The sequence below is a fragment of the Streptomyces sp. NBC_01465 genome, assembly GCF_036227325.1.
Classification (GTDB): domain Bacteria; phylum Actinomycetota; class Actinomycetes; order Streptomycetales; family Streptomycetaceae; genus Streptomyces.
In genome coordinates, this window is sequence record NZ_CP109467.1 from 4,678,430 (window position 1) to 4,704,576 (window position 26,147).

Annotated in this window: 23 protein-coding genes; 11 read left to right on the forward strand and 12 right to left on the reverse strand. The window is 70.8% G+C overall.

Features of this window, described 5'->3' with window-relative positions; genetic code table 11:
- Nucleotides 1–68 precede the first annotated feature (68 nt).
- Nucleotides 69–1,049 carry a hypothetical protein gene (locus OG707_RS22140; RefSeq protein ID WP_329120930.1) on the forward strand — a complete coding sequence of 327 codons (981 nt, stop codon included), beginning with the start codon at nucleotides 69–71 and terminating at the stop codon, nucleotides 1,047–1,049.
- 11 nt (nucleotides 1,050–1,060) lie between these two features.
- Here OG707_RS22140 and OG707_RS22145 read toward each other — a convergent pair whose 3' ends face one another.
- From OG707_RS22145 to OG707_RS22160, 4 genes are all read right to left on the reverse strand, one after another.
- Nucleotides 1,061–3,358 (reverse strand): hypothetical protein, encoded by a 2,298-nt coding sequence (locus tag OG707_RS22145; protein WP_329120932.1) that lies wholly within the window; start codon nucleotides 3,356–3,358, stop codon nucleotides 1,061–1,063.
- A 326-nt stretch (nucleotides 3,359–3,684) separates the two neighbouring features.
- On the reverse strand, nucleotides 3,685–4,482 hold the full coding sequence (locus OG707_RS22150; protein WP_329120934.1) for an ABC transporter ATP-binding protein: 798 nt from the start codon (nucleotides 4,480–4,482) through the stop codon (nucleotides 3,685–3,687).
- The gene (locus OG707_RS22155; protein WP_443071367.1) at nucleotides 4,479–5,555 is read right to left on the reverse strand and encodes a FecCD family ABC transporter permease; all 1,077 of its coding nucleotides are present in this window, start codon (nucleotides 5,553–5,555) and stop codon (nucleotides 4,479–4,481) included. The genes OG707_RS22150 and OG707_RS22155 overlap by 4 nt, the downstream gene beginning before the upstream one ends.
- A gap of 11 nt (nucleotides 5,556–5,566) precedes the next feature.
- Nucleotides 5,567–6,571 (reverse strand): FecCD family ABC transporter permease, encoded by a 1,005-nt coding sequence (locus OG707_RS22160; RefSeq protein ID WP_329120938.1) that lies wholly within the window; start codon nucleotides 6,569–6,571, stop codon nucleotides 5,567–5,569.
- A 69-nt stretch (nucleotides 6,572–6,640) separates the two neighbouring features.
- Here OG707_RS22160 and OG707_RS22165 point away from each other — a divergent pair, with 69 nt between their 5' ends.
- A complete protein-coding gene (locus OG707_RS22165; RefSeq protein WP_329120940.1) occupies nucleotides 6,641–7,264 on the forward strand; it encodes an HAD family hydrolase in 624 nt (207 codons plus the stop codon).
- Here the strand turns inward: OG707_RS22165 and OG707_RS22170 are convergent.
- On the reverse strand, nucleotides 7,243–7,491 hold the full coding sequence (locus OG707_RS22170; protein WP_329120942.1) for a hypothetical protein: 249 nt from the start codon (nucleotides 7,489–7,491) through the stop codon (nucleotides 7,243–7,245). The two genes, OG707_RS22165 and OG707_RS22170, sit on opposite strands and share 22 nt — an antisense overlap.
- 120 nt (nucleotides 7,492–7,611) lie before the next feature.
- Between OG707_RS22170 and OG707_RS22175 the strand changes: the two genes are divergently transcribed.
- Nucleotides 7,612–7,995, forward strand: a complete 384-nt coding sequence (locus OG707_RS22175; RefSeq protein ID WP_329120944.1) for a cold-shock protein — start codon at nucleotides 7,612–7,614, stop codon at nucleotides 7,993–7,995.
- 259 nt (nucleotides 7,996–8,254) lie between these two features.
- On the forward strand, nucleotides 8,255–9,700 hold the full coding sequence (locus OG707_RS22180) for a hypothetical protein (RefSeq protein ID WP_329120946.1): 1,446 nt from the start codon (nucleotides 8,255–8,257) through the stop codon (nucleotides 9,698–9,700).
- Between the two features lie 447 nt (nucleotides 9,701–10,147).
- Here OG707_RS22180 and OG707_RS22185 read toward each other — a convergent pair whose 3' ends face one another.
- From OG707_RS22185 to OG707_RS22200, 4 genes are read right to left on the reverse strand one after another with little or no spacing between them, the layout of a single operon-like run.
- Nucleotides 10,148–10,999 carry a 1,4-dihydroxy-6-naphthoate synthase gene (locus OG707_RS22185; protein WP_329120948.1) on the reverse strand — a complete coding sequence of 284 codons (852 nt, stop codon included), beginning with the start codon at nucleotides 10,997–10,999 and terminating at the stop codon, nucleotides 10,148–10,150.
- On the reverse strand, nucleotides 10,992–11,621 hold the full coding sequence (locus OG707_RS22190) for a futalosine hydrolase (protein WP_329120950.1): 630 nt from the start codon (nucleotides 11,619–11,621) through the stop codon (nucleotides 10,992–10,994). The genes OG707_RS22185 and OG707_RS22190 overlap by 8 nt, the downstream gene beginning before the upstream one ends.
- A 9-nt stretch (nucleotides 11,622–11,630) precedes the next feature.
- Nucleotides 11,631–12,110: a DUF2771 domain-containing protein gene (locus OG707_RS22195; RefSeq protein WP_329120953.1), complete on the reverse strand. Its 480-nt coding sequence runs from the start codon at nucleotides 12,108–12,110 to the stop codon at nucleotides 11,631–11,633.
- A 27-nt stretch (nucleotides 12,111–12,137) separates the two neighbouring features.
- Nucleotides 12,138–13,493, reverse strand: coding sequence for an MFS transporter (locus OG707_RS22200; protein WP_329120954.1), 1,356 nt, complete (start codon nucleotides 13,491–13,493; stop codon nucleotides 12,138–12,140).
- A 276-nt stretch (nucleotides 13,494–13,769) separates the two neighbouring features.
- Here OG707_RS22200 and OG707_RS22205 point away from each other — a divergent pair, with 276 nt between their 5' ends.
- The 5 genes from OG707_RS22205 (at nucleotide 13,770) to OG707_RS22225 (ending at nucleotide 20,933) form a co-directional block, all read left to right on the forward strand.
- A complete protein-coding gene (locus tag OG707_RS22205; protein WP_329120957.1) occupies nucleotides 13,770–14,681 on the forward strand; it encodes a DUF3027 domain-containing protein in 912 nt (303 codons plus the stop codon).
- A 228-nt stretch (nucleotides 14,682–14,909) separates the two neighbouring features.
- The gene (locus tag OG707_RS22210) at nucleotides 14,910–18,119 is read left to right on the forward strand and encodes a sacsin N-terminal ATP-binding-like domain-containing protein (protein ID WP_329120958.1); all 3,210 of its coding nucleotides are present in this window, start codon (nucleotides 14,910–14,912) and stop codon (nucleotides 18,117–18,119) included.
- A gap of 121 nt (nucleotides 18,120–18,240) precedes the next feature.
- The gene (locus OG707_RS22215; protein ID WP_329120960.1) at nucleotides 18,241–19,026 is read left to right on the forward strand and encodes a DUF5707 domain-containing protein; all 786 of its coding nucleotides are present in this window, start codon (nucleotides 18,241–18,243) and stop codon (nucleotides 19,024–19,026) included.
- Between the two features lie 75 nt (nucleotides 19,027–19,101).
- The gene (locus OG707_RS22220; protein ID WP_329120963.1) at nucleotides 19,102–19,974 is read left to right on the forward strand and encodes a DUF5707 domain-containing protein; all 873 of its coding nucleotides are present in this window, start codon (nucleotides 19,102–19,104) and stop codon (nucleotides 19,972–19,974) included.
- Between the two features lie 203 nt (nucleotides 19,975–20,177).
- A complete protein-coding gene (locus OG707_RS22225) occupies nucleotides 20,178–20,933 on the forward strand; it encodes a polysaccharide deacetylase family protein (RefSeq protein WP_329120965.1) in 756 nt (251 codons plus the stop codon).
- A gap of 14 nt (nucleotides 20,934–20,947) precedes the next feature.
- Here the strand turns inward: OG707_RS22225 and OG707_RS22230 are convergent, their stop codons facing one another.
- Together OG707_RS22230 and OG707_RS22235 are read right to left on the reverse strand one after the other, a co-directional pair.
- Nucleotides 20,948–23,374 carry a cation-translocating P-type ATPase gene (locus OG707_RS22230; RefSeq protein WP_329120966.1) on the reverse strand — a complete coding sequence of 809 codons (2,427 nt, stop codon included), beginning with the start codon at nucleotides 23,372–23,374 and terminating at the stop codon, nucleotides 20,948–20,950.
- Between the two features lie 53 nt (nucleotides 23,375–23,427).
- Nucleotides 23,428–23,727 (reverse strand): DUF2530 domain-containing protein, encoded by a 300-nt coding sequence (locus tag OG707_RS22235; RefSeq protein ID WP_329120968.1) that lies wholly within the window; start codon nucleotides 23,725–23,727, stop codon nucleotides 23,428–23,430.
- 186 nt (nucleotides 23,728–23,913) lie between these two features.
- Between OG707_RS22235 and OG707_RS22240 the strand changes: the two genes are divergently transcribed.
- Entirely contained in the window at nucleotides 23,914–25,374 is a 1,461-nt protein-coding gene (locus tag OG707_RS22240; protein ID WP_329120970.1) for an NCS2 family permease, read from the forward strand.
- Between the two features lies 1 nt (nucleotide 25,375).
- Here OG707_RS22240 and OG707_RS22245 read toward each other — a convergent pair whose 3' ends face one another.
- Entirely contained in the window at nucleotides 25,376–25,558 is a 183-nt protein-coding gene (locus tag OG707_RS22245; protein WP_329120972.1) for a ribbon-helix-helix protein, CopG family, read from the reverse strand.
- 132 nt (nucleotides 25,559–25,690) lie between these two features.
- Between OG707_RS22245 and OG707_RS22250 the strand changes: the two genes are divergently transcribed.
- Nucleotides 25,691–26,128, forward strand: coding sequence for a MarR family winged helix-turn-helix transcriptional regulator (locus OG707_RS22250; protein ID WP_329120974.1), 438 nt, complete (start codon nucleotides 25,691–25,693; stop codon nucleotides 26,126–26,128).
- Nucleotides 26,129–26,147: the final 19 nt, after the last annotated feature.

A 26,147-nucleotide genomic window follows, 5' to 3' on the forward strand; every position in this document is an offset into this window, starting at 1 on the left:
TCCGCCCCACGTTATCGGCTCGGGAAGCGCTAACGTCGGTGCAGGCGGCGGTGAAGGGGTGCGGACGCGTGGGGATCGAGAGCGACCAGCTCGTCTACGACTATCTGAGCAAGGTCGGAGACCTGGCGCAGCAACGGCAGTTGCCGTCCGGCGAGCGCATGCGGCTGGTGTCGTCGCTGCGCAACGAGATCGACCGGCAGCGGGGAAAGTTCGAGAGCGAGTCGCCCGCGACCGTGCGCCGCATCCTGGGCCGGCTGGGCACGCCGGACGAGCAGGTCGCGGCGGCGACGGGCGGTTCGGCCCCCGATCCCGCCCCCTTTCCCGTACGGGAAGAGCCGCGCCCGCGCCGGATTCCCCGCCCGCGCCGCATGGAGAAGCCGGAGCCGGAAGCGCCGCAGGCCCCTGCCGCCTCCCCGCCGCACCTCGCGGGCACGGACGAGCTGGGCCCCTCCGGCAGCGAACCCGACTGGTGGCGGATCGAGACGGCGCCTTTCGGGGCGGGCGACGAGGTCCCCGGCTTCGTCGGCGGTGTGGAGATCCCCGAGATACTGCGGCCGCCGCGCAAGGCGAAGGAACGCGTCGAGGAGGAGGACGAGGACGAGGACGAGGCCGAAGAGGAGGACGGCGAGGAGGAGTTCACGGAGGCCGAGGACGACACCCCGCGCCGCCGCTTCCTCCGCCGCGGCCCCCGCGCCCCCCGGGCCCGCGCCCCCCTCGCCAACCCCCTGCTCCTGCTGGCCGCCGCCCTCCTCGTGACGGGCGCGATCTTCGGCTGGCTGATCGCGCTCGGCGCGGGCTGGCTCCTCGCGTACACCTCGCGCCGCCTCACCCCCGCGGAGGCGAAGTGGGCGGCGCTCGGGCTGCCGGGACTGGTGGCCGCGGGCGGGCTGACCTGGCTGTGGGGGCGTACGGACGGCCGCTGGGGGACGCCGATCCCGGAGCACGGGATGGGGGCGGCGCTCACGGATCTGTGGCCGGTGGTGCTGAGGGTGGCGGCGGTCGCGTCGGCGCTCTATCTGGTGTGGCGGGCGCGGCGGGGCATGCGCTGACTCCAGGGGGCTCACACGTTTCTGCGTACCGCCCCCGTGAACCCCACTACGAACAGCGTCGCGAACGCCCACGCCGCGATCTGCAGCGGCCAGCCCACCGCGATCAGCGTCTGCCCCCAGTCGGTGGCCGCGGCCTTGCAGGCGGACGGCTGGCTGGACTTCACGAGCGGCAGGCCCATCGCCAGTCCCACGCCCACCTGCTCGACCACCGTGCAAGGGCCCGCGGGTTCGCCGGCCTGTTCGGGGCGGACCAGGGCGCCCTCCGAGCCCAGCACGAGGGCCGTGCTGACGGCCACCACCATCACGCAGACCAGCCAGACGAGCGCGCGCCACGGCTGGTACCCGTATCCGAGGACGACGCCCGACAGCTTCACCCATGCCCGCTGGGCGCCGCCCGAGAGGGTGTCGCCGGACGCCTGGTCGCGGCGTTGCGCCATGAGGATCGTACGGACGTCGCGGTCGTGGCCCGCGGCGCGGTAGACGGCCGCCAACTGCTGGTAGGGCTGGGCGGCGTAGACCGACGAGCCCTCCCGGATCAGCCGGAGCATCTCCTGGACGTGGAGGCCCTTGGGGACGCTCGCGTAGGTCATGCCGTCGAGATTGACGCGGCCTTTGGCGGCTTCGCCGTTCGCGATGCCTCTCACGAGGACCGTCAGGTCTCCGGCGACCCGGAAGTTCCCGAAGTTGACCGCGCAGCTGTCGCGTTCGGTCTTGGCCTCGGCGCGGAAGTCCTGGTCGATGTAGACGGAGTCCCCGGCCTGCATGTTGAAGCAGGACAGGGCGGGGCCGCGGTCGTTCCTGATGAGCGCGTCGCCGAGATGGACGTCGGCCTTGATGCGCGCCCCGTAGAGGCGGACGGCGGATTTCTTGGACGAGGCCGTCACGGAGGCCCGGTCCTCGATCCTCAGGTTGACGGCGGTGAGGTCGGACGCCGCGAGGGCGCCGCCGTTGCGGTTGACGATCTCCACGCCCCGGAGGTTGAGATCGCCGTGCAGTTCGGCGCGCATGAGCGTGACCGCGTCGTCGGTGGTGGAGCAGAAGACCGACACCCCGCTGCCCAGCGAAAAGTCGTTGCCTATACGGGCGTTGGCGGCGGAGATGGCCACGCTGCGGGACGCGCCGAACGTGCTCCGCTCGAACTGGACGTTGCCGCCCACGGTGATTCCGTCGAGGCGGACGAGGGGGTCGTCGGTGCTGGTGTTCCGCATCTGCACCTCCCCGAAGAAGGAGAGGGAGGCGCCGATGGTCGCCCGTAGGAGCGACAGACAGGCGCCCTCCGTACTGAGCAGGCTCACGTCGTCGAACTCGACGTTCCCCGCCACATGACAGCGGTCCAGGTCGAAGGTGGCGAGCGAACCTCCGCCGGTGACCTCCACCAGCGGGCCGATCTTGATGCTGCCGCCGATCCGGGCGTGGGACATGCCCAGGGCCGCGCCGCCGGGGTTCTCGATCCGGGTGTCCTCAAGGCAGAACCAGTTGTCCACCTGGATCCCCGAGAGGTTCAGTGCGACGTTCTCGCTGTCGGTCTTGGCGATCGCGGTGAATCCGCGGTCGAGGAACAGGCGGCCTTTGACGCGCATCCCGCGTGCATGGAAGCACGGCCCGTTGCGGTTCTCGATGTGGGAGGACGAGCAGCCGACGTCGACATTGACCTGCGCGCCGGCGAAGTCGACGAGCGCACGGGGGTCGGACCCGACGGCCCGGAACCGGCCCTGCATGACGATGTCCCCGCCGATCTCCACGCCTTGGGCGAAGAGGGCCCGCGCGTGCGGGGAGTAGATCTCCATGTCCGTGAGCTCCAGGCCGCCGGAGACCTTGGCGGCGGGCATGAAGACGGCGGTCCCGGTCCCGCCATACTCGACGGACGAACTGCTCAGGTCGATCCACTCCGCGGTGATGCCGGGCGCGAAGATCGGCGAGCTGTGCGCGTGCTCAAGACGGCATCCGCGCAGGGTGAGGCCGGGGACGGAGGTGCCGCGGGCGGAGAGGCCGTGCGGGAGGTAGCAGTGGTCGAGGGCGAGGGGGTGGGTGGCGCTGATGGAGTCGATGTTGAGCCGCCCCTCGACGACGGCGCCGCGGACACGGATGCCGATGGGGTCGAGGGGGGTGTCCAGCCGGTTGCGGAGGAGCTCGCGGATGACGACGGCGCGGATACGGCGGTCGGGCCCCCACCCGCGCATGGTGGCAACGGTGGCTTCGCCACCGTCGTGGAGGTCGCACATCTCGCCCTGGACGGCGCAGTCGACGAGGCGGCGCTCGGGTGGGGTGAGGCTGTTGTTGAGCGGCTGGTCGTGCAGTTTTGCCACCATGACAAAACGTTAGGGTGCCGGGTCGCGCGCGTCCAGAGTTGCGGGCCCAACGGGCGCCTGGGGCAAGGGTGTTGCGTTGTGCGACACCGGGGGAAATCCAGCCCGTCCGGCGATTGAGGACAAGCGGCCGAAGGTCGCTTACGGGGGTGCAGGGGGCGAAGCCCCCGCAAGTGGGGGTCGCGGTGCGCAGCCCCGGCCCACCCCACCCCCGGCAGGGGGTCTGGGGCGCAGCCCCCCACGCGGCGGAGCCGCAAAATGTCTCAGCCGGGAAGGGGCGGGGTGGGGGAATCTCTCCGCCCGGACCTGCACCCGTCACCCGGACCCGGTCAGGCCCCCGTCGCCGCCCAAGGCGCGCCAGGAACGACCAGCGGCGACCCCGTCACCGGATCCGGCACCACCACCGCCTCAAGACCGAACACGTCCCGCACCAGCTCCGCCGTCACGATCTCCTTCGGGTGACCCTCCGCCACCACCCGCCCCGCCTTCATCGCCACCAAGTGGTCCGCGTACCGCGCCGCCTGGTTCAGGTCGTGCAGTACGGCCACCACCGTCCGCCCCCGCTCGTGGTTCAACTGCCGCACCAGATCCAGCACCTCCACCTGGTGCGAGATGTCCAGGAACGTCGTCGGCTCGTCCAGCAGCAGCAGATCCGTCTCCTGCGCCAGCGCCATCGCGATCCACACCCGCTGCCGCTGCCCGCCCGACAGTTCGTCCACCGACCGCTCGGCCAGCGCCGCCACATCGGTCCGTTCCATCGCATCCGTGACGGCCTTCTCGTCCGCCTCCGACCACTGCTGCCACCAGCTCTGGTGCGGCTGCCGGCCCCGCGCGACCAGGTCCGCGACCGTGATCGCCTCCGGGGCCACCGGCGACTGCGGCAGCAGCCCAATCGCCTGCGCGATCTTCTTCGTGGGGATACGGGCCAGCTCGACCCCGTCGAGCAGCACCGCCCCGCCGCGCGGCTTCAGCAGCCGGCCGAGCGCCCTCAGCGTCGTCGACTTCCCGCACGCGTTCGGGCCGACGATGACGGTCACCTGCCCGTCGGGGACGGCCAGTTCAAGATCCTCCACGACCACCCGGTCGTCGTAGGCGAGCGTCAGCTCACGTGCGGCCAGCCGACTCATGCCTTGCCTCCACCAGAATCAGAAGAAGAAGAAGAAGTTCCCGCCGCACGACCCCGTACGAGCAGCCACACCAGATACGGCGCCCCCACCGCAGCCGTCAGCACCCCCACCGGCAACTCCGTCGGCGACAGCAGCCGCCGCGCCAGCAGATCCCCGAAAACAACAATGAACGCGCCCATCAGCGCCGAGCACAGCAGCGGAATCTGCGCGGTCCGTGTCATCCGCCGCGCGATCTGCGGCGCGAGCAGCGCCACAAAATCGACCGGCCCCGCAGTCCCCGTCGCGACCGACGCCAGCACAACCCCCACCACCACCAGCCCCAGCCGGATCCGCCCCAGCCGCACCCCCAGCGCGATCGCCGTGTCGTCGCCCATGCCCACGGTCCGCTGGGCGCGCGCGGCCCACAGCACGGCGGGCACCATCGCGAGCAGCACCCACCCGAGCACGCTCACCTCGTCCCAGCCGCGCCCGTTGAGCGACCCGGTCATCCAGATCTGCGCCTGCTGGGCGACGAGATAGTCGCCCTTGGTCAGGAACAGCTGCGTCACCGACCGCAGCGCGATCGCGAACCCGATCCCGATCAGCACGAACCGCGTCGCATGCAGCCCCCCGCGCCACGCGAAGACGTACACAAGACCGGCAGCCAGAATCCCGCCCGCGACCGACAGATACGGCAGCACGGTGTACGACGTGACCCCGAAGGTCATCGCCCCCACCGTCACCGCACTCGCGCCCTGGCTGATCCCGATGATGTCGGGACTGGCCAGCGGATTGCGCGCGACGGTCTGGATCAGCGCCCCGGCCACCCCGAAAGCGGCGCCCACCAGCAGCCCGACCACCATCCGCGGCAGCCGCAGCGTCCCGACGACCAGCTCGTCCGGAGACGGCTGCCCGGTCAGCACCTTCAGCACCTCGCCCGGCGCCACGAAGCTCTCGCCGACGCAGAGGTATGCCACACACGTCACGGCCAGCAGCAGCGCCAGCGCGCCCGCCACCACGGCGGCCCGCCGGTGCAGCAGGAACGTCCCGCGCCCGGCCCGCAGCACCGCGTACCCCGCAGGGCGAATAGTCACAGTGGAACTAGTCACGCCGGCACCGCCTTCCGCCGTACCAGCGTCACCAGGAACGGCACCCCGATCAGCGCCGTCATCACCCCGGCCGGCACCTCGCTCGGCGGGAAGACCACCCGCCCCACCGTGTCCGCGACGAGCAGCATCACCGGCCCGATCAGCGCCGCCATCGGCAGCACCCACCGGTGGTCGCTGCCCACGACGGCCCGCGCGATGTGCGGTACGGCGAGCCCGATGAAGGCGATCGGCCCGGCGGCCGCGACCCCGGCCCCCGTCAGCACGGTCGCCCCGATCCCGCCGACGATCCGTACGACCGCCACGTTCTGCCCGAGCCCCGTCGCCACGTCCTCGCCGAGCGCCAGCGCATCGAGCCCGCGCGCGACACACAGCACCAGCACCACACCCACCAGCAGGAACGGCCAGATCTGGCCGACGATCTCGGAGTCCCGCCCGCCCAGCGACCCGATCTGCCAGAACCGGAACTCGTCCAGCGCGGAGGCCTTCGTCGTCAGTACGCCCTGGGTCACCGACACCAGCAGTGCGTTGATCGCGGCCCCGCCCAGCGCCAGCTTCACGGGGGTCGCACCGCCCCGCCCGCGCGAGGCGATCGCGTACACGGCGACGGACGCGAACGCGGCCCCCGCGAAGGCGAACCACACGTACCCGCTCAGCGTGTGGATCCCCGCGAAGGCGATGGCGAGCACGACGCCCACCGAAGCGCCCTGGCTGATCCCGAGGATCCCCGGGTCCGCGATCGGGTTGCGCGTGATGCCCTGAAGCACCGTCCCGGCCAGCGCCAGCGAGGCGCCCACCATCAGACCGATCAGCGTCCGCGGCACCCGCATCTGCCGTACGACCTCGGCCGCGTCGCTGTGCCCGCCGTGCAGCAGGGCGTCGATCACCGCGGAGGGGGCGATGGTCCTGGCCCCGACCGCGAGGCTGAAGAGGACCGCGAGCAGCAGGGCCAGGACGGCGACGGCCGTCCCTGCGATGCGGCGGCGGCCCACAGGTATTGACATGGGGTCCGTCTCAAGGGGGTTGGTAAGGCTTCGCTAAGTCTAAGCAGTGGGGCAGGAGAGGATGGAGGCATGGCTACGCAACCGCTCACGGTCGGCTTCGACCTCGACATGACCCTGATCGACTCGCGCCCCGGCATCCGTGCCGCGTACGAGGCCTTCTCCGCCCACACCGGCACCTACATCGACGCCGAACTGGCGGTCACCCGCCTCGGTCCGCCCCTGGAGCAGGAGCTCGCCGAGTGGTTCCCGGCCGACAAGATCGCGGAGATGGCGGACCTGTACCGCGAGAGGTATCCCACATTCGCGATCGAGGGAACGCTCGCGATGCCCGGCGCCCGCGAGGCGGTCGCGGCGGTCCAGGCCCACGGCGGCCGCGCGATCGTCGTCACGGCGAAGTACGAGCCGAACGCCAAGCTCCACCTCGACCACCTGGGCATCGACGCGGACGCGGTGATCGGCAGCCTCTGGGCGGAGCGCAAGGCGGAGGCGCTGCGCGAGCACGGCGCGAGCGTGTACGTCGGCGACCACACCGGCGACGTACGCGGTGCGCACACGGCGGGCGCGCTCGCGGTCGGCGTCCCGACGGGACCCATCAGCGCGGACGAGCTGCGCGAGGCGGGCGCGGAGGTGGTCCTGACGGACCTGACCGAGTTCCCCGCCTGGCTGAAGAGCTACGTGGCCGAGCGCGCCTGACGGCGCTGGTACGCGACCGACCGCAGCACCCCGGCCGCCGCGACGACGAACCCGACGCCCATCAGCATGCAGACCGCGTACGCGATCGAAGGGAACGGATCGGTCCCCAGGAAGAGCGGTGCCACCGTGACCAGCGTGGCGACGGCCCCGACGAAGAAGATGATCGCCCCGGCCTGAACCAGCCGGTCACCGGCACGGACCTCGGAGGGATTGGTTTCGGTACTCACCCGGTCAGGGTAGTTCCCTGCCCGCAGGACCCATACTCTGGACGGTGGCGGGTCGGTGATGCGACCCGCTGTAGTGCTATCCAGAGCCGTTTTCTACGAGTACGAGGACGAGGACAGACGGTGCCTACCGGCAAGGTCAAATGGTTCAACAGCGAGAAGGGCTTCGGCTTCCTCTCCCGTGACGACGGCGGTGACGTCTTCGTCCATTCCTCCGTGCTCCCGTCCGGTGTCGACGCCCTCAAGCCCGGCCAGCGCGTGGAGTTCGGTGTGGTCGCAGGCCAGCGCGGTGACCAGGCGCTTTCGGTGACGATCCTCGACCCGACGCCCTCGGTGGCCGCGGCCCAGCGCCGCAAGCCCGACGAACTGGCGTCCATCGTCCAGGACTTGACGACGCTCCTGGAGAACATCACTCCGAGCCTGGAGCGGGGCCGCTACCCCGACAAGGCGTCCGGCGCGAAGATCGCGGGCCTGCTGAGGGCGGTCGCGGACCAGCTCGACGTGTAACCCGTCACTTCCGAGTGGGCCGGGGCAGAGTACGTACTCTGCCCCGGCCCACTTTGCGTAGCCATGTCAACAACACTCCGCTACGATCGCGGCGTGATCCTTCTGGTGAGCCGACGGCACGTAGACCTCGGCCGAGTCACCACCTCAGGTTGTTGCCCGGCCATCTGACCGGCCCGCCTGCACCTTCCGCGCGCTTCGACGCGCCCCTTCCTGCCTTCGTACCGCGTTCCCTGCCTCCTGCTCAGGACAAGGACCCGCCATGCCCTTCCTCCCGCGCGCCCTCGTGCGCCCGGCCGCCCTGACCGCTGCCCTCCTGGGCCTCGTCGCCGGGGCCGTCTCCGCCTCGGCCGCATCCCCCGAGTACGGCCCGCTGCCGCCCCGCAACCCGGCCACCGCCGCCAACGGCACCGCCACGATGCACGGCGACAGCGCCTCCAGCGACACCACCCCGTACGCGGGACCCGGCACGGGGTCGGTCACCGCATCCCGTACGGCACTCGCCTCCGCCTGCCCCACCGTCGTGATCGGCGACGACGGCTACCCCGTCACCCTCTGCACGACGATCTTCGGCCAGACCCCCACCGTCCACCTCCTCGACCCGGGCAACGGCGCCGACCTCGCCTCGCTCGCCCTCCCCAAGGGCAGCCTCTTCGGCGGCGTCTACGCCTACCTCGACCAGGACAACGCCCTCGTCGCGGTCGACGGCGACGACAACCTCCTCCGCATAGGCCACCACCGCACCTCCTCCGGCTGGCAGTTGACGGTCGACCAGTCCACCCCGCTCGCCTCCGCACTCCCCGAGGGCGACAACGTGGTCGGCCTCAGCCCCGGCTGGAACGGTCACATCTGGTTCGCGACGACCGGCGGCGTCATCGGTACGGTCGACACCGGTACGGGAGCGGTGCACACGATCAGCACCGGCGAAGAGGTCCAGAACAGCATCTCGACGATCCCCGGCCGCACGGCGGTCGCGACCGCGCACGCGCTGTACGTCCTGACCGAGGCCCCGGACGGCACCCCGCAGATCAGCTGGCGCGCCCCGTACGACCGAGGCCCCGCCCGCAAGCCCGGCCAGCTCAGCTGGGGCACGGGCGCGACGCCCAGCTTCTTCGGCCCGGGAGACGGCACGGAGTACGTCACGATCACGGACAATGCGGCCCCGCACGAGAACCTGCTGGTCTACCGGGTCGCGGACGGCACGACCCCGGTCTGCTCGATCCCCGTGCTCACCCAGTACGCGGCGAGCGGCACGGAGGACGCGGTGATCGCGTCGGGCCGCAGCGTCTTCGTCACGAACACCTACGGCTACCCGTACCCGGCACTCCCCGCCGGAGCCCCCGCCAGCCAGCCGTCGTCGGCGTCCTTCGACGGCGGCCTGACGCGGGTGGACGTCAACGCGGAGGGCACGGGCTGCTCGGTGGTGTGGAACAGCACGGTCAAGTCGGCGGCGCTGCCCCGGCTTTCACTGGGCGACAACAAGATCTACACGGTCACGGTGACGGGCCCGACGGACTCGGTGGGCGCACAGACCTTCGCGAGCTACGCGTACGGAGTCCTCGACCCGGCCACCGGCAAGCAGATCGCGCGCACGGCCCTGGGCATCGGCCTGCTGTTCAACCCGCTGCAGATGACGGGCACAACGGGCCCGGACGGCACGCTCTACCAGGGCACGGAGACGGGAGTGGTGAGGATCAGACGAAGCTGAGGGCATTAGGCCCGAGGGGCGGGCTGTATCTTCACGCCGCTCTCGCACTGCTTCGCAGGCTTCGAGCGGCTGCGCCGGACTCCGTCCGCCGACCCGGTCCGGTCGGTGTCCGGTTCAGACGAACGCGAGCGCGGCAGTTTCCTGACGCCGCTCTCGCACTGCTTCGCAGGCTTCGAGCGGCTGCGCCGGACTCCGTCCGCCGACCCGGCACGGGCGGTGTCCGGTTCAGACGAACGCGAGCGCGGCAGTTTCCTGACGCCGCTCTCGCACTGCTTCGCAGGCTTCGAGCGGCTGCGCCGGCCTCCGACCGCCGACCCGGTCCGGTCGGGGTCCGGCTCAGACGAACGCGAGCGCGGCAGTTTCCTGACGCCGCTCTCGCACTGCTTCGCAGGCTTCGAGCGGCTGCGCCGGACTCCGTCCGCCGACCCGGTCCGGTCGGGGTCCGGCTCAGACGAACGCGAGCGCGTCCGGGGCCAGCGGCGGCACAAGCCCCTCCGCCGCGGCCCGCGTCAACAACCCGCGTACCGCCGCATATCCGTCCTCGCCCAGATCAGCCGTGAACTCGTTCACGTACAGCCCGATGTGCTGGTCCGCGACCGACGGGTCCATCTCCTGGGCGTGCTCCGTCACGTACGGGCGCGACGCCTCCGGGTCGTCCCAGGCCATCCGTACCGACGTGCGGATGGCCTGCGCCAGCTCGCGCAGCTTCTCCTCGCCCAGCGAGCGCTTCGCGATGATCGCGCCCAGCGGGATCGGCAGCCCGGTCGTCGACTCCCAGTGCTCGCCCATGTCGGCGAGGGAGTGCAGCCCGTAGTTCTGGTACGTGAAGCGCGCCTCGTGGATGACCAGACCCGCGTCGACCTTGCCGTCGCGCACCGCCGGCATGATCTCGTGGAACGGCAGCACCACGATCTCGCCGACCCCGCCCGGCACCACATCGGCCGCCCACAGCCGGAACAGCAGATACGCCGTCGAGCGCTCACTCGGCACCGCGACGGTCTTGCCGGTGAGGTCGACCCCGGCCTCCCGCGTCAGCACCAGCGGCCCGCAGCCCCGCCCCAGCGCGCCGCCGCACGGCAGCAGCGCGTACTCCTCGAGGACCCACGGCAGCACCGCGTACGAGACCTTCAGGACGTCCAGCTCGCCGCGCTCGGCCATGCCGTTCGTGATGTCGATGTCCGCGAAGGTGACGTCGAGCGCGGGCGCGCCCGGCACGCGGCCGTGGGCCCAGGAGTCGAAGACGAAGGTGTCGTTGGGGCAGGGCGAAAAGGCGATCTGCAGCGGCTGCGTCTCAGTCATGACTGTTCCAACTCTCCAATACCGGTGGGAACTTCCCGAAGGCCTCCGTCAACGCGGCCAGCGCGTCCCCGATGCGCCAGGCGTCCCGGTCGCGCGGGCCCACCGCGTTGGAGATCGCGCGCACCTCCAGCGCCGGAAGCCCGTGCTGGTGCGCCGCCTCGGCGACCCCGAAGCCCTCCATCGCCTCGGCGACAGCGCCCGGGTGCGCGGTGAGCAGGGCGGCGGCACGCTCAGCTGTCCCGGTCACCGTGGAGACGGTGAGGACGGTGCCGGTGGCCGCTCCGGTGGCGCCGGCGAGGCCGCGTACGAGATCCGCGGGCGGCCGGTGCTCCACCGCACCGAAGCCCAGCTCGGTGACCGGGACGAACCCGTCGGGGGTCTCGGCGCCCAGGTCCGCGGCGACGATCGAGTCCGCGAACACGACGGAGCCGAGCGGGACGCCGAAGCCGCCGCCGATCCCGGCGGAGATCACCAGGTCGTACGTACCGAGCGCGAGGGCCGTCGCGGTCGCGGCGGCAGCGGCGGCCGGACCGACCCCGGCCGCGACGACGTCGAAGGCCCCGGACGCGCGCGTGACCGCGTCCCGCTCAGCGGGGACCGCGGTCACGACGAGAATGCGCATGGGTACGGGTCAGGCGTCCTTCTGGAGCTCGAACGACCACAGGCCGGTCACCTTGGCGCCGGTGCCCGCCACGATGCTGATCTTCGCGGTCTTCGGGGTCGCACCGGTCTGCTGGTCCGGCTGGAAGAAGTTCCGGCCGCTGGTGGACCAGTAGGTCTTCTTGCTGGACTCGGTCGCCGGCTGGCCGTTGACCAGGAGCGTCCAGCCCTTGTCCGCGATGTCCGGGTCGACGCCCAGGTGCAGGGTCTCGTCCGGGTCGACCTTGACGGTCTTGATGTCCTTGTCCTGCAGGCAGCTCTGGAGCTTGGCGGTGTCCAGCTTCTTGCCGTCGTTGTAGCAGGAGGCCTGACTGTTCACCGATTCGCGGCCGATCGTCACGGTCGCCAGGGGCGTCGGCTTGTCGCAGGCGGACAGGACGAGGAGTCCGGCGGACACGGCGCCGAGTGCGGCGACGGCGCGACGGCGCTTGGAAGAGAACGCAACGGTCATGGGGCGAAGGCTATCGGTCGTCCCAGCTCACGCCACGCGGGGGTGCGGCGTGCCGCGCCGCGCCGCCGCAAGGAGCCCTCGTACGGTCGCGAAGAAGCCCGTGGCGACCAGTGCAGCAGCCACCGACATGCCCAGGACGCCGTTGAGCGGCAGCGCGATTCCGATCGCACCGCCCAGCACCCAGGCGACCTGGAGCAGCGTCTCGGAGCGGGCGAAGGCCGAGGTCCGGACCTCCTCGGGCACGTCGCGCTGGATCATCGCGTCCAGCGACAGTTTGGCGAGGGCCTGGCAGAGGCCTGCGGTCGCGCCCAGGACGGCCACCATCACCGGCGAGAAGAAGACCGCGGCGATGATCGCCGCGCTCATCGCGACGGCCAGCATCGTGGCGATGATCAGCTCCGGGCCCCGCGACTTCAGGGAAGCCCCCGCCGCCGTGCCCAGCGCGTTGCCGACCCCGGCCGAGACGCCGACGACGGCGAGCGAGACGGCGGCGCTCTGCCCGGCCAGGGGATGGACCCGGAGCAGAAAGGCGAGAAAAAAGATCAGGAATCCCGAGAGCGCCTTGAGCGAGGCGTTGGCGGCCAGCCCGTTGACGACGGACGGACCGACCGTGCGCAGACCGGGCTTCTGCACCCCCGCGTCGCCTACCTTGACCAGTTGCGCCCGGCGCTCGCCCTTCGCGGAGTCGACCTTGTGGGGGAGCGTGAAGGCCAGGAACGTACCGACGACGAAGACGGTGAAAGCCCCATAAAGCGGCCAGGGCGGTCCGACGTGTTGCAGCGCAGCCCCGATCGGCGCGCCGATCGCCGTCGCGAGCAGCCCGGCGAGCGTCACTCTCGAATTGGCTTTGACCAGCGAGAACTTGGGTGGGAGAAGCCGTGGGACGACGGCACTCCTGACCACGCCGTACGCCTTGGACGCGACCAGCACCCCGAGCGCGGCCGGATAGAGCTCGAGCCCGCCCGTCGCCACCGCGCCCGACATCATCAGCGCGAGCAGCGCCCTGGCCAGCATCGCGCCGGCCATCGCGGCGCGGCGGCCGTGCGGGAGCCGGTCGAGGAGCGGGCCGATGACCGGGGCGAGCAGGGTGAAGGGCGCCATCGTGATGGCGAGGTAGAGGGCGACGCGGCCGCGGGCCTGGTCGGTGGGGACGGAGAAGAAGACCGTGGAGGCGAGGGCGACCGTCACCATGACGTCGCCCGCGCTGTTCACCGCATGGAGTTCGATCAGTTTTCCGAGGCCCGACTCGCCCGCTCCGTGGGCGTGCGTGGCCTTTCTGATCCCTTTTGCCGTACCGGTGAAGGGCAGGTGCAGGGCGCGTCCGACCGCCCGGCTCGCCCTGCGAACCGGGCCGATCTCATCGGCCGACCTTGCGGTTGCCACCCCGTCATAGTGCCCCAAGCCCCACCGACCCGAACCGGGATTCGGACGTGCAGGTGGGCGGGGAGCTGATGAGGAGGTAGCGTGCGTAGCGCGCCACCGGCGGTCGTCTCTGGCCGCGCGCCTCTCCGGCATCCCGCAGAATGGGTAGGAAAAAGGCGCGCCCCGGACAGGTCGGGCGCGGACGTCGACGCGGCCCTCTGGTCCGCTCCGCCCGCAGCTCGCAGTCGATGTTCGTCCGGCGCACCCGTGAGACGGCGTAGGAGAGAAGCGAGACCTGTGAGTGCTGCGACGACGAGAAGCCGTACCCCTGACCGTCTGTGCGCCGAGGCGGTAGACCTTGCCCGCGAGGCGGCCGAAGAGGCTGCCTTCCCGGGGGTGGTCGGCGAGCATGTGGCCGCCGTCGCCGAGGGCGACCGGGTGGTCACGCACTATTTCGAGTGCAAGGAAATGGGCTACCGGGGCTGGCGCTGGGCGGTGACGGTGGCCCGGGCGTCCCGGGCGAAATTCGTCACGCTCGACGAGACGGTGCTGCTGCCGGGACCCGATGCGCTGCTGGCGCCCGAATGGGTGCCGTGGAGCGAACGGCTGCGGCCGGGCGACATGGGCCCGGGGGACCTGCTGCCGACGGAGGCGGAGGACCTGCGGCTGGAGCCCGGGTACTCGGGCGAGGACGCCCCGCCGCCGAACTCCGTCGTCTCCGAGGAGCTCGCCTCGCGGGTCGAGGCGGAGGACGCGGAGGTCGTGGAGCGGGTGGACGTGCCCCTGCGCGGGTCGATCGCCTCGGTCGCCGAGGAGCTCGGCATGCGGCGGGCGCGGGTGCTGTCGCGGTACGGGCTGCATGTGGCGGCGGACCGCTGGGACGAGTCCTTCGGAGCGAAGACGCCGATGGCGCAGGCTGCGCCGGCGACGTGCGTCTCGTGTGCGTTCATGGTGCCGCTGACGGGGTCGCTGAGCCAGGCCTTCGGGGTCTGCGCGAACGAGTTCGGTCCGGCGGACGGGCATGTGGTCTCGCTCTCGTACGGCTGCGGGGGGCACTCCGAGGCGGCGGTCATGCCGGCGCCGATGCGGCCGGCGCCGCTGGTTCTGGACTCGACGGCGGCGGATCCGTTCGCCCTTCGGCCGGACCCTGAGGGCGGCTCGGTGGACTTGGCGGACGCGGCGGGGTCGGAGGACCTGGGTCACTCGTGACCCCACGGGGGCTCCGCCCCCGTAAGCGACCTTCGGCCGCTTGTCCTCAATCGCCGGACGGGCTTGATATGTCCGGGGAAATCAAGCCCCTCCGGCGATTGAGGAGCGGGGTCCGGGGCAGAGCCCCGGGGCGGGGTCGCACCCGTAACCGTCGTCCGCCCGGGTAGGGGCTCCTCCACCGCGCGGTACCTTCGGGGCCGCACACCCCCACAGCGAGGAGCACCAGCCGTGATCGTGAAGCCGCTTGCGACCGACGACGGGGTCGACCCCTTCGGGACGGCACGGCTGCGACGCGGCGTCCTCGACGCCTGGTCCGCCAGCCCCGCCCGCTTCCGCGAGGACGCCAACTCCGAGGAGGACCTCGCCCTCGGCGGCTACCGCGACCGCCTTGTCGTGGAGCTCGCGCAGAACGCCGCCGACGCCGCCGCCCGCGCCGGCGTCGCGGGCCGGCTCCGTCTCACCCTCCGCCAGGGCACCCTCGCCGCAGCCAACACCGGCGCTCCCCTCGACGCCGCAGGGGTGGAGTCCCTCTCCACCCTCCGTGCCTCCGCCAAGCGCACGGACGAAGACACCCAGGGCGCCGTCGGCCGCTTCGGCGTCGGCTTCGCCGCCGTGCTCGCCGTCAGCGACGAGCCGGCCGTCGTCGGCCGGCACGGTGCCGTCCGGTGGTCCCTCGCCGAGGCGCAGGCGCTCGCCGCCGAGGCCGCGCAGACCGTGCCCGGCCTCGCGGACGAACTCCGCCGCCGCGACGGCCACGTCCCGCTTCTCCGCCTCCCGCTGCCCGCCGAGGGCACCGCCCCCGACGGCTACGACACCGTGGTCCTGATGCCGCTGCGCGACGGCGGCGCCGAGGACCTCGCGGCCCGCCTCCTCGCGTCCATCGACGACGCACTCCTGCTCACCCTCCCGGGGCTGAGCGAGATCGTCGTGGACACGGCCGAGGGCGTACGGACGCTGACCCGGTCCACGGAAGGCCCGTACACCCACATCACCGACTCCTCGGCGGGCACGACCCGTTGGCGCATCTCAGCCGCCCACGGCCCCCTGGAGCCGAAGCTCCTGGAAGGCCGGCCCGTGGAGGAGCGCCTGCGCCCGCACTGGGCCGTCACGTGGGCGGTCCCCGTCGACGCCGAAGGGGCGCCCGTACGCCCCCGCACCGCGCCCGTGGTCCACGCGCCGACGCCGACCGACGAACCCCTGGGCGTACCGGCCCTGTTGATCGCCTCGCTGCCCCTCGACCCGACCCGCCGCCACCCGGCCCCGGGCCCGCTGACGGACTTCCTGGTCGAGCGCGCGGCGGATGCGTACGCGACGCTGCTCGCCGACTGGACGCCCGTCTCGACGGGCACGATCGACCTGGTCCCCGGCCCGCTCGGCAAGGGCGAACTGGACGGCGCCCTGCGTGCGGCCGTACTCGACCGCCTCCCGCGCATCGCGTTCCTGGCCCCCGCCGCCCCGCCCGAGGAGTCTCAACCCGACGCCCCCGAGGACGAGTTCAGCGCGCCGTCCGCCCTGCGGCCCATCGAGGCCGAGGTCGTTGAGGGCGCGGGCGCGGAGACCGTGAAGGTGCTCGCCGAGGCGCTGCCGACGCTGCTGCCCGCCGGGCTCGAGCGCCGCACCGAGCTCCGCTCGCTCGGCGTGGCCAGGCTCTCGCTGGGTGAGGTGATCGACCGGGTCGCGGGCATCGAGCGCGAACCGGGCTGGTGGTGGCGGCTGTACGACAGCCTCGCCGGTGTCGACCCGGACCGCCTCAGCGGCCTCCCGGTCCCGCTCGCGAGCGCCGAAGCCGATGTGGACCCCGACGACTTCGCCCCGGCCGTCCGCCGCGGCCCCCGCACCGCCACGGGCCCCCGCCAGGTCCTGCTCCCGCAGCCCTCGGACGGCCCCGCGCCGGTCAGCCCCGCCACGCTCGCCCGCCTCGGCCTGAAGGTCGCGCACCCCGACGCCGCCCACCCCCTCCTCGAAAAGCTGGGCGCCCTGCCCGCGACGCCCCGCGCCGTCCTCACCACGCCCCAGGTGCGGGCCGCCGTCGCCGGCTCGCTGGACGCCGGGGAGATCTGGGACGAGGACGAAAACGCCCCGGACGCCGAGGAGTTGGCGCAGACCGTCCTCGCGCTCGTACGCGATGCCGACCTCGCCCCCGGCGACGAGCCCTGGCTGGCCGCCCTCGCCCTGCCCGACGAGGACGGCGAACTCGCCCCCGCCGGTGAGCTGGTGCTGCCCGGGAGCCCCTTCGCGCAGATCATGCGCGAAGGTGAACTGGCCGCCTGCGACCAGGAGTTGGCCGACCGCTGGGGCGAGCAGCCGCTGACCGCCTGCGGTGTCCTGGCCACCTTCGCCCTCGTACGCGCCACCGATGTCGTCCTCGACCCGGACGAACTCGACCCGCGCGACGGCGACTTCGCCGAACCGGACGACGCGGGCCTCCTCGACGCGGTGGACGTCTGGTGCGAGGACCTCCTCGACCAGCTGCCCGAGACCCCTGTGCCGCCGGTCGCCACCGAGCTCGTCGCCGTACGCGACCTCGACCTGGTCGACGACGACGCCTGGCCCCAGGCCCTCGCCCTCCTCGCCCAGCCGCCGCTGCGCGACGCGCTCACCCAGCCCGTCCGCGTCCTGCTGCCCGACGGCACGACCACCTCCGTGCGCTCGTACACCGCCTGGTGGCTGCGCGACCACCCGGTCCTCGACGGCCGCCGCCCCGCCGGGATGCGGGCGCGCGGCGGCGACCCGCTGCTCGCCGGCCTGTACGACGAGGCGGACGCGACCGGCTTCGAGGACGAGCAGGTGCTGAAGGCCCTGGGCGTACGGACCTCCGTGGCCGCCCTCCTCGACGAGCCCGGCGGCGCGGCGGAACTCCTGGCCCGTCTCGCGGACCCCGACCGGGACGTCACGGCGCCCCAACTGCACGCCCTCTACAGCGCGTTGGCCGACCTCGACCCCGAGCAGGTCACCCTCCCCGACGAGCTGCGCGCGATCACCGACGGCGGCCGTACGGTCATCGTGGACGCCGCCGACGCGGCGGTCGCGGACGCCCCCGACCTCCTCCCGCTCGCCGATGGCGTCCCGCTCCTGCCCGTCGCACCGTCCCGCGCCGCCGACCTGGCCGAGCTCTTCCAGGTCCGCAGGCTCAGCGAGAGCGTCGAGGCGGAGGTGACCACGGAGGGCGAGGAGCGCGAGGTCCCGGCCTCGGTGCGGATCCTGCTCGGTGCGGCCACCCCGGCGACGTACGTCGAGCACGAGGAGCTCTTCGCGGGCGAGACGGAGCTGGACTGGCACCGCACCCGCGACGGGGTGCTGCACGCCGCGACGCTGGAGGGTGTGGCGGCGGGTCTGGCCTGGTCGGCGGGGCAGTGGCCGCGCCGGTTCGAGGTGGCGGCGCTGCTCGAGGACCCGTCCCGTACGGAGGAACTGGCGCGCGACCGATGGTTCGACTGACGGCCGAAAAAAGTCGTCACATTTTCTTCACCGCACGTACAACCATTCACTTCCGTCACAGGTCTGTTCTGCGGAACCACCGGATTTCTCTGGTTCCGCAGAACTCTCCTGGGGACTGAACATGCGTATACGTGCCACGGTGGCTGCCCTTACCGGCGCCCTGGCTCTTTCCGCTCTTGCTCTCCCGTCGGCTGCACAAGCCGACACGGTCAACGAACCGACGAAGGTCACCAAGGTCGTCGTCAACGGAGGCAAGGACATCGTCGTCGGCGTCTCCGCGACGGTGAAGGTCAAGGTCGTCATCACGGCCACCGACCCGAAGGGTGTTGCCGACGCCGATGTCTTCCTCTGGCACGGCAGCGAGAACAACAACGACGGTTTCCTCAGCGCGGACGAAGTCCCGGGCGCGGACTACGCCCACTGCGTCGCGGTGAACGCCACCACGTCGACCTGCACCCAGACCATCTCGATCAACCCGAAGACCGCGTACTGGTCGAGCAATGTCGCCGGTACCTGGAAGGTCGCTGCGGCCGCCATCGGAAACACCGGCTTCTACCAGAAGTCCGTCTACCAGACGCAGCGCGTTCAGCGCGCATCGAGCCTGACGGTCAACGCAGCCCCGGAGCCGGTGAAGAAGGGCAAGACCATCACCGTCACCGGCAAGCTCTCGCGTGCGAACTGGGACGACTTCCACTACCACGGCTACGCCTCCCAGCCGGTGAAGCTGCAGTTCCGCAAGAAGAACAGCAGCACCTACACCACCGTCAAGACCATCAAGACGAACGTCTACGGCAGCCTCAAGACCACCACGAAGGCGGTCCAGGACGGCTACTGGCGCTATGTCTTCACCGGCACGTCGACGACGCCCGCGGTCACCACCGCAGGCGACTACGTCGACGTCCGCTGACAACGAGCGCCCGGACGTACTGCACAACCCGCCGCGGGGGAATTCCCGGCGGGACCACACAAAATGGGGACATACATGCGCATGCGCACCGCCCTGGCCGCCACGACCGGCGCCCTGGCACTCGCTTCTCTCGTCGTACCGGCCGCCCAGGCAGCCGGCAGCACTCCGTCGGGCATCAAGGTCCCGTCGCTGCAGACCCCGGGTCACCAGATCTCGACCCTCGCCGCCTCGTCCGGTGACAAGCAGGTCGGCGACACGAAGATCTCCAACGTCGTCGTCAACGGCGGCAAGAACATCGTCGTCGGCACCGCGGTCGCGAAGACCGTGACGATCTCCTTCACCGCCAAGGACAACAAGGGCATCTACAGTGCCATGGCGTTCCTGTGGCACGGCAGCTCGTTCACGGCGGAGAACGGCATCAACGGCGCCATCACGCCGACCGCCGACAAGGCGTCCTGCAAGAAGGTCAACAGCACGACCTCCAACTGCAAGATCAGCATGGTCGCGGACCCGAAGGACAACATCTACAGCAACATCCTCGCGGGCAGCTGGAAGGTCTACGTCGGCGCCGCCGGCAACGACAACAGCATCTCGATCAAGACCGCGTACAAGACCCAGCTGGTCCAGCGCGGCGCGAAGATCGACGAGGCCAACGCAGGTCCCGAGCCGGTCGTGAAGGGCAAGCCCGTCACCGTCACCGGCCGCCTGGCGCGCGCCAACTGGGACGACCTGGCGTACCACGGCTACACCGGCCAGCCGGTGAAGCTGCAGTTCCGTGCGGCGACCTCGAAGACCTACACCACGGTCAAGACCCTGAAGACGGACGCCACCGGCCGTCTGAAGACCTCGGTCAACGCCACGGTCGACGGCTACTGGCGCTGGAGCTTCGCCGGTACGTCCACGACCCAGGAAGTCACCATCCTGGGCGACTTCGTCGACGTGAAGTAGTCACACGCCTTCGCACCACCTTCGGAGCCCGTCCCCGTATCAAGCGGGGGCGGGCCCGTTCGTTTCTCGCACGGGTTGTCCGCGAACTCTCCCGGAACTGTCCGTGATCCGTAACGGTCCTCTCCCTGGTCTTTTCGTCCCGCCCCGCCCAGTGGTCACATGGTGATCGGCATCGGTGGGGTACAGCGGGAAACGGGGCGGACATGGCGCGGCACGGTGGGCGGGGCTGGAACAGCAAGCTGATAGGCGCGGCACTCGGGGTGACCCTGCTCGCCGTCGGCGCCTCCGCGTGGACCGCGCAGGCCGGCACCGCCGCGCCGAAGGCGGCCGCCCCTGTCGCCCAGAAGGTGAAGCCCGTCGGGATCACCATCGCCCACGCCTCCGACGCGGGGGCGCGCGGCGTCAACATCACCATCGACGACGGCCCCGACCCCAACTGGACGCCCCAAGTGCTCGACCTGCTGCGGGAGTACGGGGTGAAGGCCACGTTCTGCATGGTGGGGACGCAGGCCCAGGCCCACCCCGACCTCGTGAAGAAGGTCGTCGCCGCCGGGCACCGGCTCTGCGACCACACCGTGTCGCACGACACCTCCATGGACAAGAAGTCCGAGGCGTACCAGTCGCAGCAGATACTCGACGCCGAGCGCATGATCATCGAGGCGTCCGGTGGCGTGCGGCCGATGTACTACCGGGCCCCGGGCGGCGCCTTCACCCCGTACAGCCGCAAGCTCGCCGCTTCCCACGGGATGCGCCCGCTGGGCTGGAACGTGGACACCAAGGACTTCGAGCGGCCCGGTGCGGACGCCATCGTCGCGACCGTCGAGCGCGAGCTCCACGAGGGGCCCACGATCCTCTTCCACGACGCGGGCGGCGAGCGCTCCCAGACCGTCGAGGCGCTGCGCCGGATCCTCCCCGAGCTCAAGCAGCAGGGGTACGTCTTCGGCTTCCCGGTGCGCTGACCCCAGCCGGGCGGTCAGTCAGGGAAGCGCCGGCCGACCCACCGCCACGCGAACTCGAGTCCCACCGACGCGACCGCCGCGATCGCGACCGCCGTCCACGGCATGGTGACGCCCACCAGCTTCAGCGCGAAGAAGTCCTGCAGCCACGGAACGGTCAGCACCAGCAGGAACCCCGCGCCCATCGCCAGGACCAGGCAGATGCGCCACCAGGTGTACGGGCGGGCGATGATCACCAGCACCCACATCGAGACCAGGAAGAGCGTCAGCGTCGCCGCGCTCGTCTCGGCGTCCAGGGAGCCGGGTCCCGTGTAGACGTGGCGCGCCCACATGTACGTGACGAACGTGGCGACCGCCGCGATGACGCCGCCCGGGATCGAGTACTTCATGACCCGGTGCACGAAGTGCGGTTTCGCGCGTTCCTTGTTGGGGGCGAGCGCCAGGAAGAAGGCCGGGACGCCGATCGTCAGGGTCGACAGCAGCGTCAAGTGCCGTGGCAGGAACGGGTAGTCGACCTGGAAGCAGACCACCAGGACCGCGAGCAGCACCGAGTAGACGGTCTTGACGAGGAAGAGCGTCGCGACCCGGGTGATGTTCCCGATGACCCTGCGGCCCTCGGCGACCACCGACGGAAGCGTCGCGAAGCTGTTGTTGAGGAGCACGATCTGGGCGACCGCCCGGGTCGCCTCCGAGCCCGAGCCCATGGAGACGCCGATGTCGGCGTCCTTCAGGGCCAGGACGTCGTTCACGCCGTCGCCGGTCATCGCGACGTTGTGGCCTTTGGACTGCATGGCGGCGACCATGTCGCGCTTCTGCTGCGGGGTGACGCGCCCGAAGACCGAGTTGGCCTCCAGGACCTTCGCCATCTCGTCCCGGTCGGTGGGCAGTTGGCGTGCGTCGATGGTGTTCTCGGCGCCCGGCAGGCCGAGCTTGGCGGCCACCGCGCCGACCGACACCGCGTTGTCGCCGGAGATGACCTTCGCCTGGACGTTCTGTTCGGCGAAGTAGGCGAGCGTGTCGGCCGCGTCGGGCCGCAGCCGCTGCTCCAGGACGACCAGGGCGGTCGGGACGGCACCGGCGGCCGGCTGCGCGTCGTCCAGTTCCACGACGGCCCGCGCGAGCAGCAGCACCCGCAGCCCCTGCCGGTTGAGCTCGTCGACCGCTTCCAGCGCCGCGTCCGCGGGCGGCAGCAGGACGTCGGGTGCGCCGAGGAGCCAGGTCGAGTTCTCGCCGTTGCCCTCGCTGAACGCGGCCCCGCTGTACTTGCGGGCCGAGGAGAACGGCAGCGACTCCGTGCAGCGCCACTCCTCCGCGTCGGGGTAGGCGTCGATGATGGCCTGGAGGCTGGCGTTGGGCCGCGGGTCGGACTCGCCGAGGGCGCCGAGGACCTTCCGTACGTAACCCTCGTCCGCGCCGCCCAGCATCCGCACCTCGGTGACGTCCATGCCGCCCTCGGTGAGGGTGCCGGTCTTGTCGAGGCAGACGATGTCGACCCGGGCCAGCCCCTCGATCGCGGGCAGCTCCTGGACGAGGCACTGCTTGCGGCCGAGGCGGATGACGCCGATCGCGAAGGCCACCGAGGTGAGGAGGACGAGCCCCTCGGGGATCATCGGGACGATGCCGCCGACCGTGCGCGCGATGGAGTCCTTGAAGTTGTGCTTGTCGTGGACGAGCTGGCTGATGATGAGCCCGATCGCGGTGGGGATCATCATCCACGTCACGTACTTGAGGATCGTGGAGATACCGGTACGCAGCTCGGAGTGGACCAGCGTGAACCGGCTTGCCTCCTCGGCCAATTGGGCCGCGTACGCCTCGCGCCCGACCTTCGTCGCCGTGAACGCGCCGCCGCCCGCGACCACGAAGCTGCCCGACATCATGGGGTCGCCGGGCTTCTTGTGCACCGGGTCGGCCTCGCCTGTCAGCAGCGACTCGTCGACCTCCAGGCCGTCGGCCTCGACGGTCTCGCCGTCGACCACCACCTTGTCGCCGGGCCCCAGTTCGATGAGGTCGCCGAGGACGATCTCGGAGGTGGAGATCTCCGCGGACCGCCCGTCGCGCCGTACCGTCGGCTTCGCCTCGCCGACCACGGCGAGGGAGTCCAGGGTCTTCTTGGCGCGCAGCTCCTGGATGATGCCGATGCCGGTGTTGGCGATGATGACGAAGCCGAACAGGCCGTCCTGGATCGGCGCGACGAAGAGCATGATCACCCAGAGCACGCCGATGATGGCGTTGAAGCGGGTGAAGACGTTGGCGCGGACGATCTCGGACAGGGACCGGCTGGAGCGCACGGGGACGTCGTTGACCTCGCCCCGTGCGACATGCTCCGCGACCTCGGCGGTGCTCAGCCCCTGCGCCCGGCCCGACGCGTGTTCGTGCTCCGGCGGTGCGACGGGGTGTACCGGATCGAGCTCGGCCCCGGCGTCGATGTCTGGCCCATGGGTCATGGATCCGACGTTAAGCGCGGAAGGGACCCTTCACCTGTCGAGGAGCGGCAAGCTCAGACCTGAGCAGGACCCGAATCGTCCGCAGGCAGTACGTCGGCGGCCGCCTTCTCCGCCGCGTGCCGCTTGAGGGCGGCGTCGCGGCCGCGTACGTACCAGATGCCGATGAGGCCGAGGCCGCCGCCGGCCAGGCAGGTCCAGACCCACCAGAGCTTTCCGTGGTCGTCGAACCAGCCGTAGAACGGGATCTGGACGAGGAAGAGGACGAACCAGAGGATCGTGCCGCCGGTGACGGTGGCAACGACGGGCCCCTCCAGGGGCTCCGGTGCCTCATGCGTTGCAGTCCACTTCGCCATGCGCTCAGTGTAGGCGGGCCGTACATAAGCGCCGTCGGCCCAGGTGGCCCAAGGGTCTACGCGCGGAGATAGCGATCTTCCCCTTATGTATTCATACTGAAACGGCTCGTGAATGGCTGGTTCCGTTCGTTTGAACGTCCAAATCGGGCCCATTCCTATCGCCCTATGACAACTGAGGTCTTGCGCATGTCCCCCTCGGCCACGGCTTCGGTCGACGCCAAGCAGCCGCCCTCCCCGGGCGAGCAGCCGAAGAACGCCCTCGACCGCTACTTCAAGATCAGCGAGCGCGGTTCGACCGTCGCCCGTGAGATCCGGGGCGGGCTCGCCACCTTCTTCGCGATGGCCTACATCGTCGTGCTGAACCCGATCATCCTGGGCAGCGCGAAGGACATGTACGGCCACCAGCTCGACCACGGGCAGCTGGTCACCGCCACCGTGCTGATGGCGGCCTTCACCACGCTCCTCATGGGCGTCATCGGCAACGTCCCGATCGCGCTCGCCGCCGGCCTCGGCGTCAACTCCGTCGTCGCCCTCCAGCTCGCCCCGCGGATGAGCTGGCCGGACGCGATGGGCATGGTCGTCCTCGCGGGCCTCGTCGTGATGCTCCTGGTCGCCACGGGTCTGCGAGAGCGTGTCATGAACGCCGTGCCGCTCGGACTGCGCAAGGGCATCGCGATCGGCATCGGCCTCTTCATCATGCTGATCGGCCTGGTCGACTCGGGCTTCGTCTCCCGCATCCCGGACGCCGCGCACACCACGGTCCCGCTGCAGCTGGGCTCCGACGGTCACCTCAACGGCTGGCCGGTCCTGATCTTCATCATCGGGGTGCTCCTCACCCTCGCCCTGCTGGTGCGCAAGGTGCCGGGCGCGATCCTGATCGCCATCGTCTCGATGACCGTCCTCGCGCTGATCATCAACGCGATCGCCGACATCCCGGCCCTCAACTGGGGCCTCACCGTCCCCGAGTGGCCCGGCAACCCGGTCGCGACCCCGGACTTCGGACTGCTCGGCCAGGTCAGCCTGTTCGGCGGCTTCTCCAAGGTCGGCGTACTGACCGGCATCCTCTTCGTCTTCACCGTGCTGCTGTCGAGCTTCTTCGACGCGATGGGCACCATCCTCGGTGTCAGCGACGAGGCCAAGCTGCTGGACAAGGACGGCAACCTGCCGGGCGTCAACAAGGTGCTCTTCGTCGACGGCATCGCCGTCGCCGCGGGCGGCATCGGCTCGGCCTCGGCCAACACCTGCTTCGTGGAGTCCACCGCCGGTGTCGGTGAGGGCGCCCGTACGGGATTCGCCAACATCATCACCGGCGGTCTCTTCGCCGTCGCGCTGTTCCTCACGCCGCTCGCCACGATGGTCCCCGCACAGGCGGCCACCCCGGCGCTGGTCGCGGTGGGCTTCCTGATCCTGTCGGGCTCCATCAAGGAGATCGACTGGAGCGACTGGACCATCGCGATGCCGGCGTTCCTGACGATGGTGCTGATGCCGTTCACGTACTCGATCACGAACGGCATCGGCATGGGCTTCATCGCCTTCTGCGTACTGCGCCTCGTGGTGGGACGCGGTCGCACCGTTCCGGTGGCGATGTATCTGGTGGCGGCGGTCTTCGCCTTCTACTACCTGATGCCGGCGCTGAACCTCACGTAGGTCACGCCAGGCCGTAGAACTTCTCTGTCTCGTCGACCGCGGTCTTGAACCGCTCGTCGAAGTCGTCGCGAATGAGCGTCCGGACCACATAGTCCTGGACGCTCATTCCGCGTTTGGTGGCATGCCCCTTGAGGCGGTCGAGGAGCTCACCGTCTATCCGCAGGCTGAGCACTTCCGATCCCATGCAGAACAGGGTCGCGGGGCGGGGGCGCCCGTTGTGTGACTTTCCGCTTCGGACTCACTCATTTGAGTGACGTGACCAGCTATACGGTTTCAGAGTGGTCTTTAGTTAGGGTAATGAGTTACTCTAACGACTATGCCTGACCTTACGCCCGGCGACAAAGCCGCCGCCGTGGACTCCCTGCGCTCCGCCGTCATGCGGCTGAGCCGGCGCCTGAAGCACCAGCGCGTCGACGAGTCGCTGAGTCCTACCGAAATGTCGGTGCTCGGCACCCTCGCGCGCTGCGGCAGCGCCACCCCGGGCGAGCTGGCCCGCAAGGAACACGTCCAGCCGCCGTCGATGACCCGCATCGTGGCGCTGCTCGAGGCCAAGGGCCTGGTCAGGCTGGAGCCGCACCCCGACGACCGCCGCCAGAAGGTGGTCAGCCAGACCGAAGCGGCCGAGGCGATGCTCGTCGAGAGCCGCCGCAAGCGGAACGCCTGGCTGGCCGAGCTCGCCGACGGCCTGGACGAGGACGAGTGGTCGAAGCTGTTCGCCGCCGCCCCCGTACTGGAGAAGCTCGCCCATCTGTAACTCTGCCAACCGCCATGGA

Coding starts and splice junctions, on each gene's coding strand:
- OG707_RS22145 (WP_329120932.1), bottom strand. CDS start 3,358: ATGGTGGCAAAACTGCACGACCAGCCGCTCAACAACAGCCTCACCCCA.
- OG707_RS22150 (WP_329120934.1), bottom strand. CDS start 4,482: ATGAGTCGGCTGGCCGCACGTGAGCTGACGCTCGCCTACGACGACCGG.
- OG707_RS22160 (WP_329120938.1), bottom strand. CDS start 6,571: ATGTCAATACCTGTGGGCCGCCGCCGCATCGCAGGGACGGCCGTCGCC.
- OG707_RS22165 (WP_329120940.1), top strand. CDS start 6,641: ATGGCTACGCAACCGCTCACGGTCGGCTTCGACCTCGACATGACCCTG.
- OG707_RS22180 (WP_329120946.1), top strand. CDS start 8,255: ATGCCCTTCCTCCCGCGCGCCCTCGTGCGCCCGGCCGCCCTGACCGCT.
- OG707_RS22185 (WP_329120948.1), bottom strand. CDS start 10,999: ATGACTGAGACGCAGCCGCTGCAGATCGCCTTTTCGCCCTGCCCCAAC.
- OG707_RS22190 (WP_329120950.1), bottom strand. CDS start 11,621: ATGCGCATTCTCGTCGTGACCGCGGTCCCCGCTGAGCGGGACGCGGTC.
- OG707_RS22195 (WP_329120953.1), bottom strand. CDS start 12,110: ATGACCGTTGCGTTCTCTTCCAAGCGCCGTCGCGCCGTCGCCGCACTC.
- OG707_RS22215 (WP_329120960.1), top strand. CDS start 18,241: ATGCGTATACGTGCCACGGTGGCTGCCCTTACCGGCGCCCTGGCTCTT.
- OG707_RS22220 (WP_329120963.1), top strand. CDS start 19,102: ATGCGCATGCGCACCGCCCTGGCCGCCACGACCGGCGCCCTGGCACTC.
- OG707_RS22225 (WP_329120965.1), top strand. CDS start 20,178: ATGGCGCGGCACGGTGGGCGGGGCTGGAACAGCAAGCTGATAGGCGCG.
- OG707_RS22230 (WP_329120966.1), bottom strand. CDS start 23,374: ATGACCCATGGGCCAGACATCGACGCCGGGGCCGAGCTCGATCCGGTA.
- OG707_RS22235 (WP_329120968.1), bottom strand. CDS start 23,727: ATGGCGAAGTGGACTGCAACGCATGAGGCACCGGAGCCCCTGGAGGGG.
- OG707_RS22240 (WP_329120970.1), top strand. CDS start 23,914: ATGTCCCCCTCGGCCACGGCTTCGGTCGACGCCAAGCAGCCGCCCTCC.
- OG707_RS22245 (WP_329120972.1), bottom strand. CDS start 25,558: ATGGGATCGGAAGTGCTCAGCCTGCGGATAGACGGTGAGCTCCTCGAC.
- OG707_RS22250 (WP_329120974.1), top strand. CDS start 25,691: ATGCCTGACCTTACGCCCGGCGACAAAGCCGCCGCCGTGGACTCCCTG.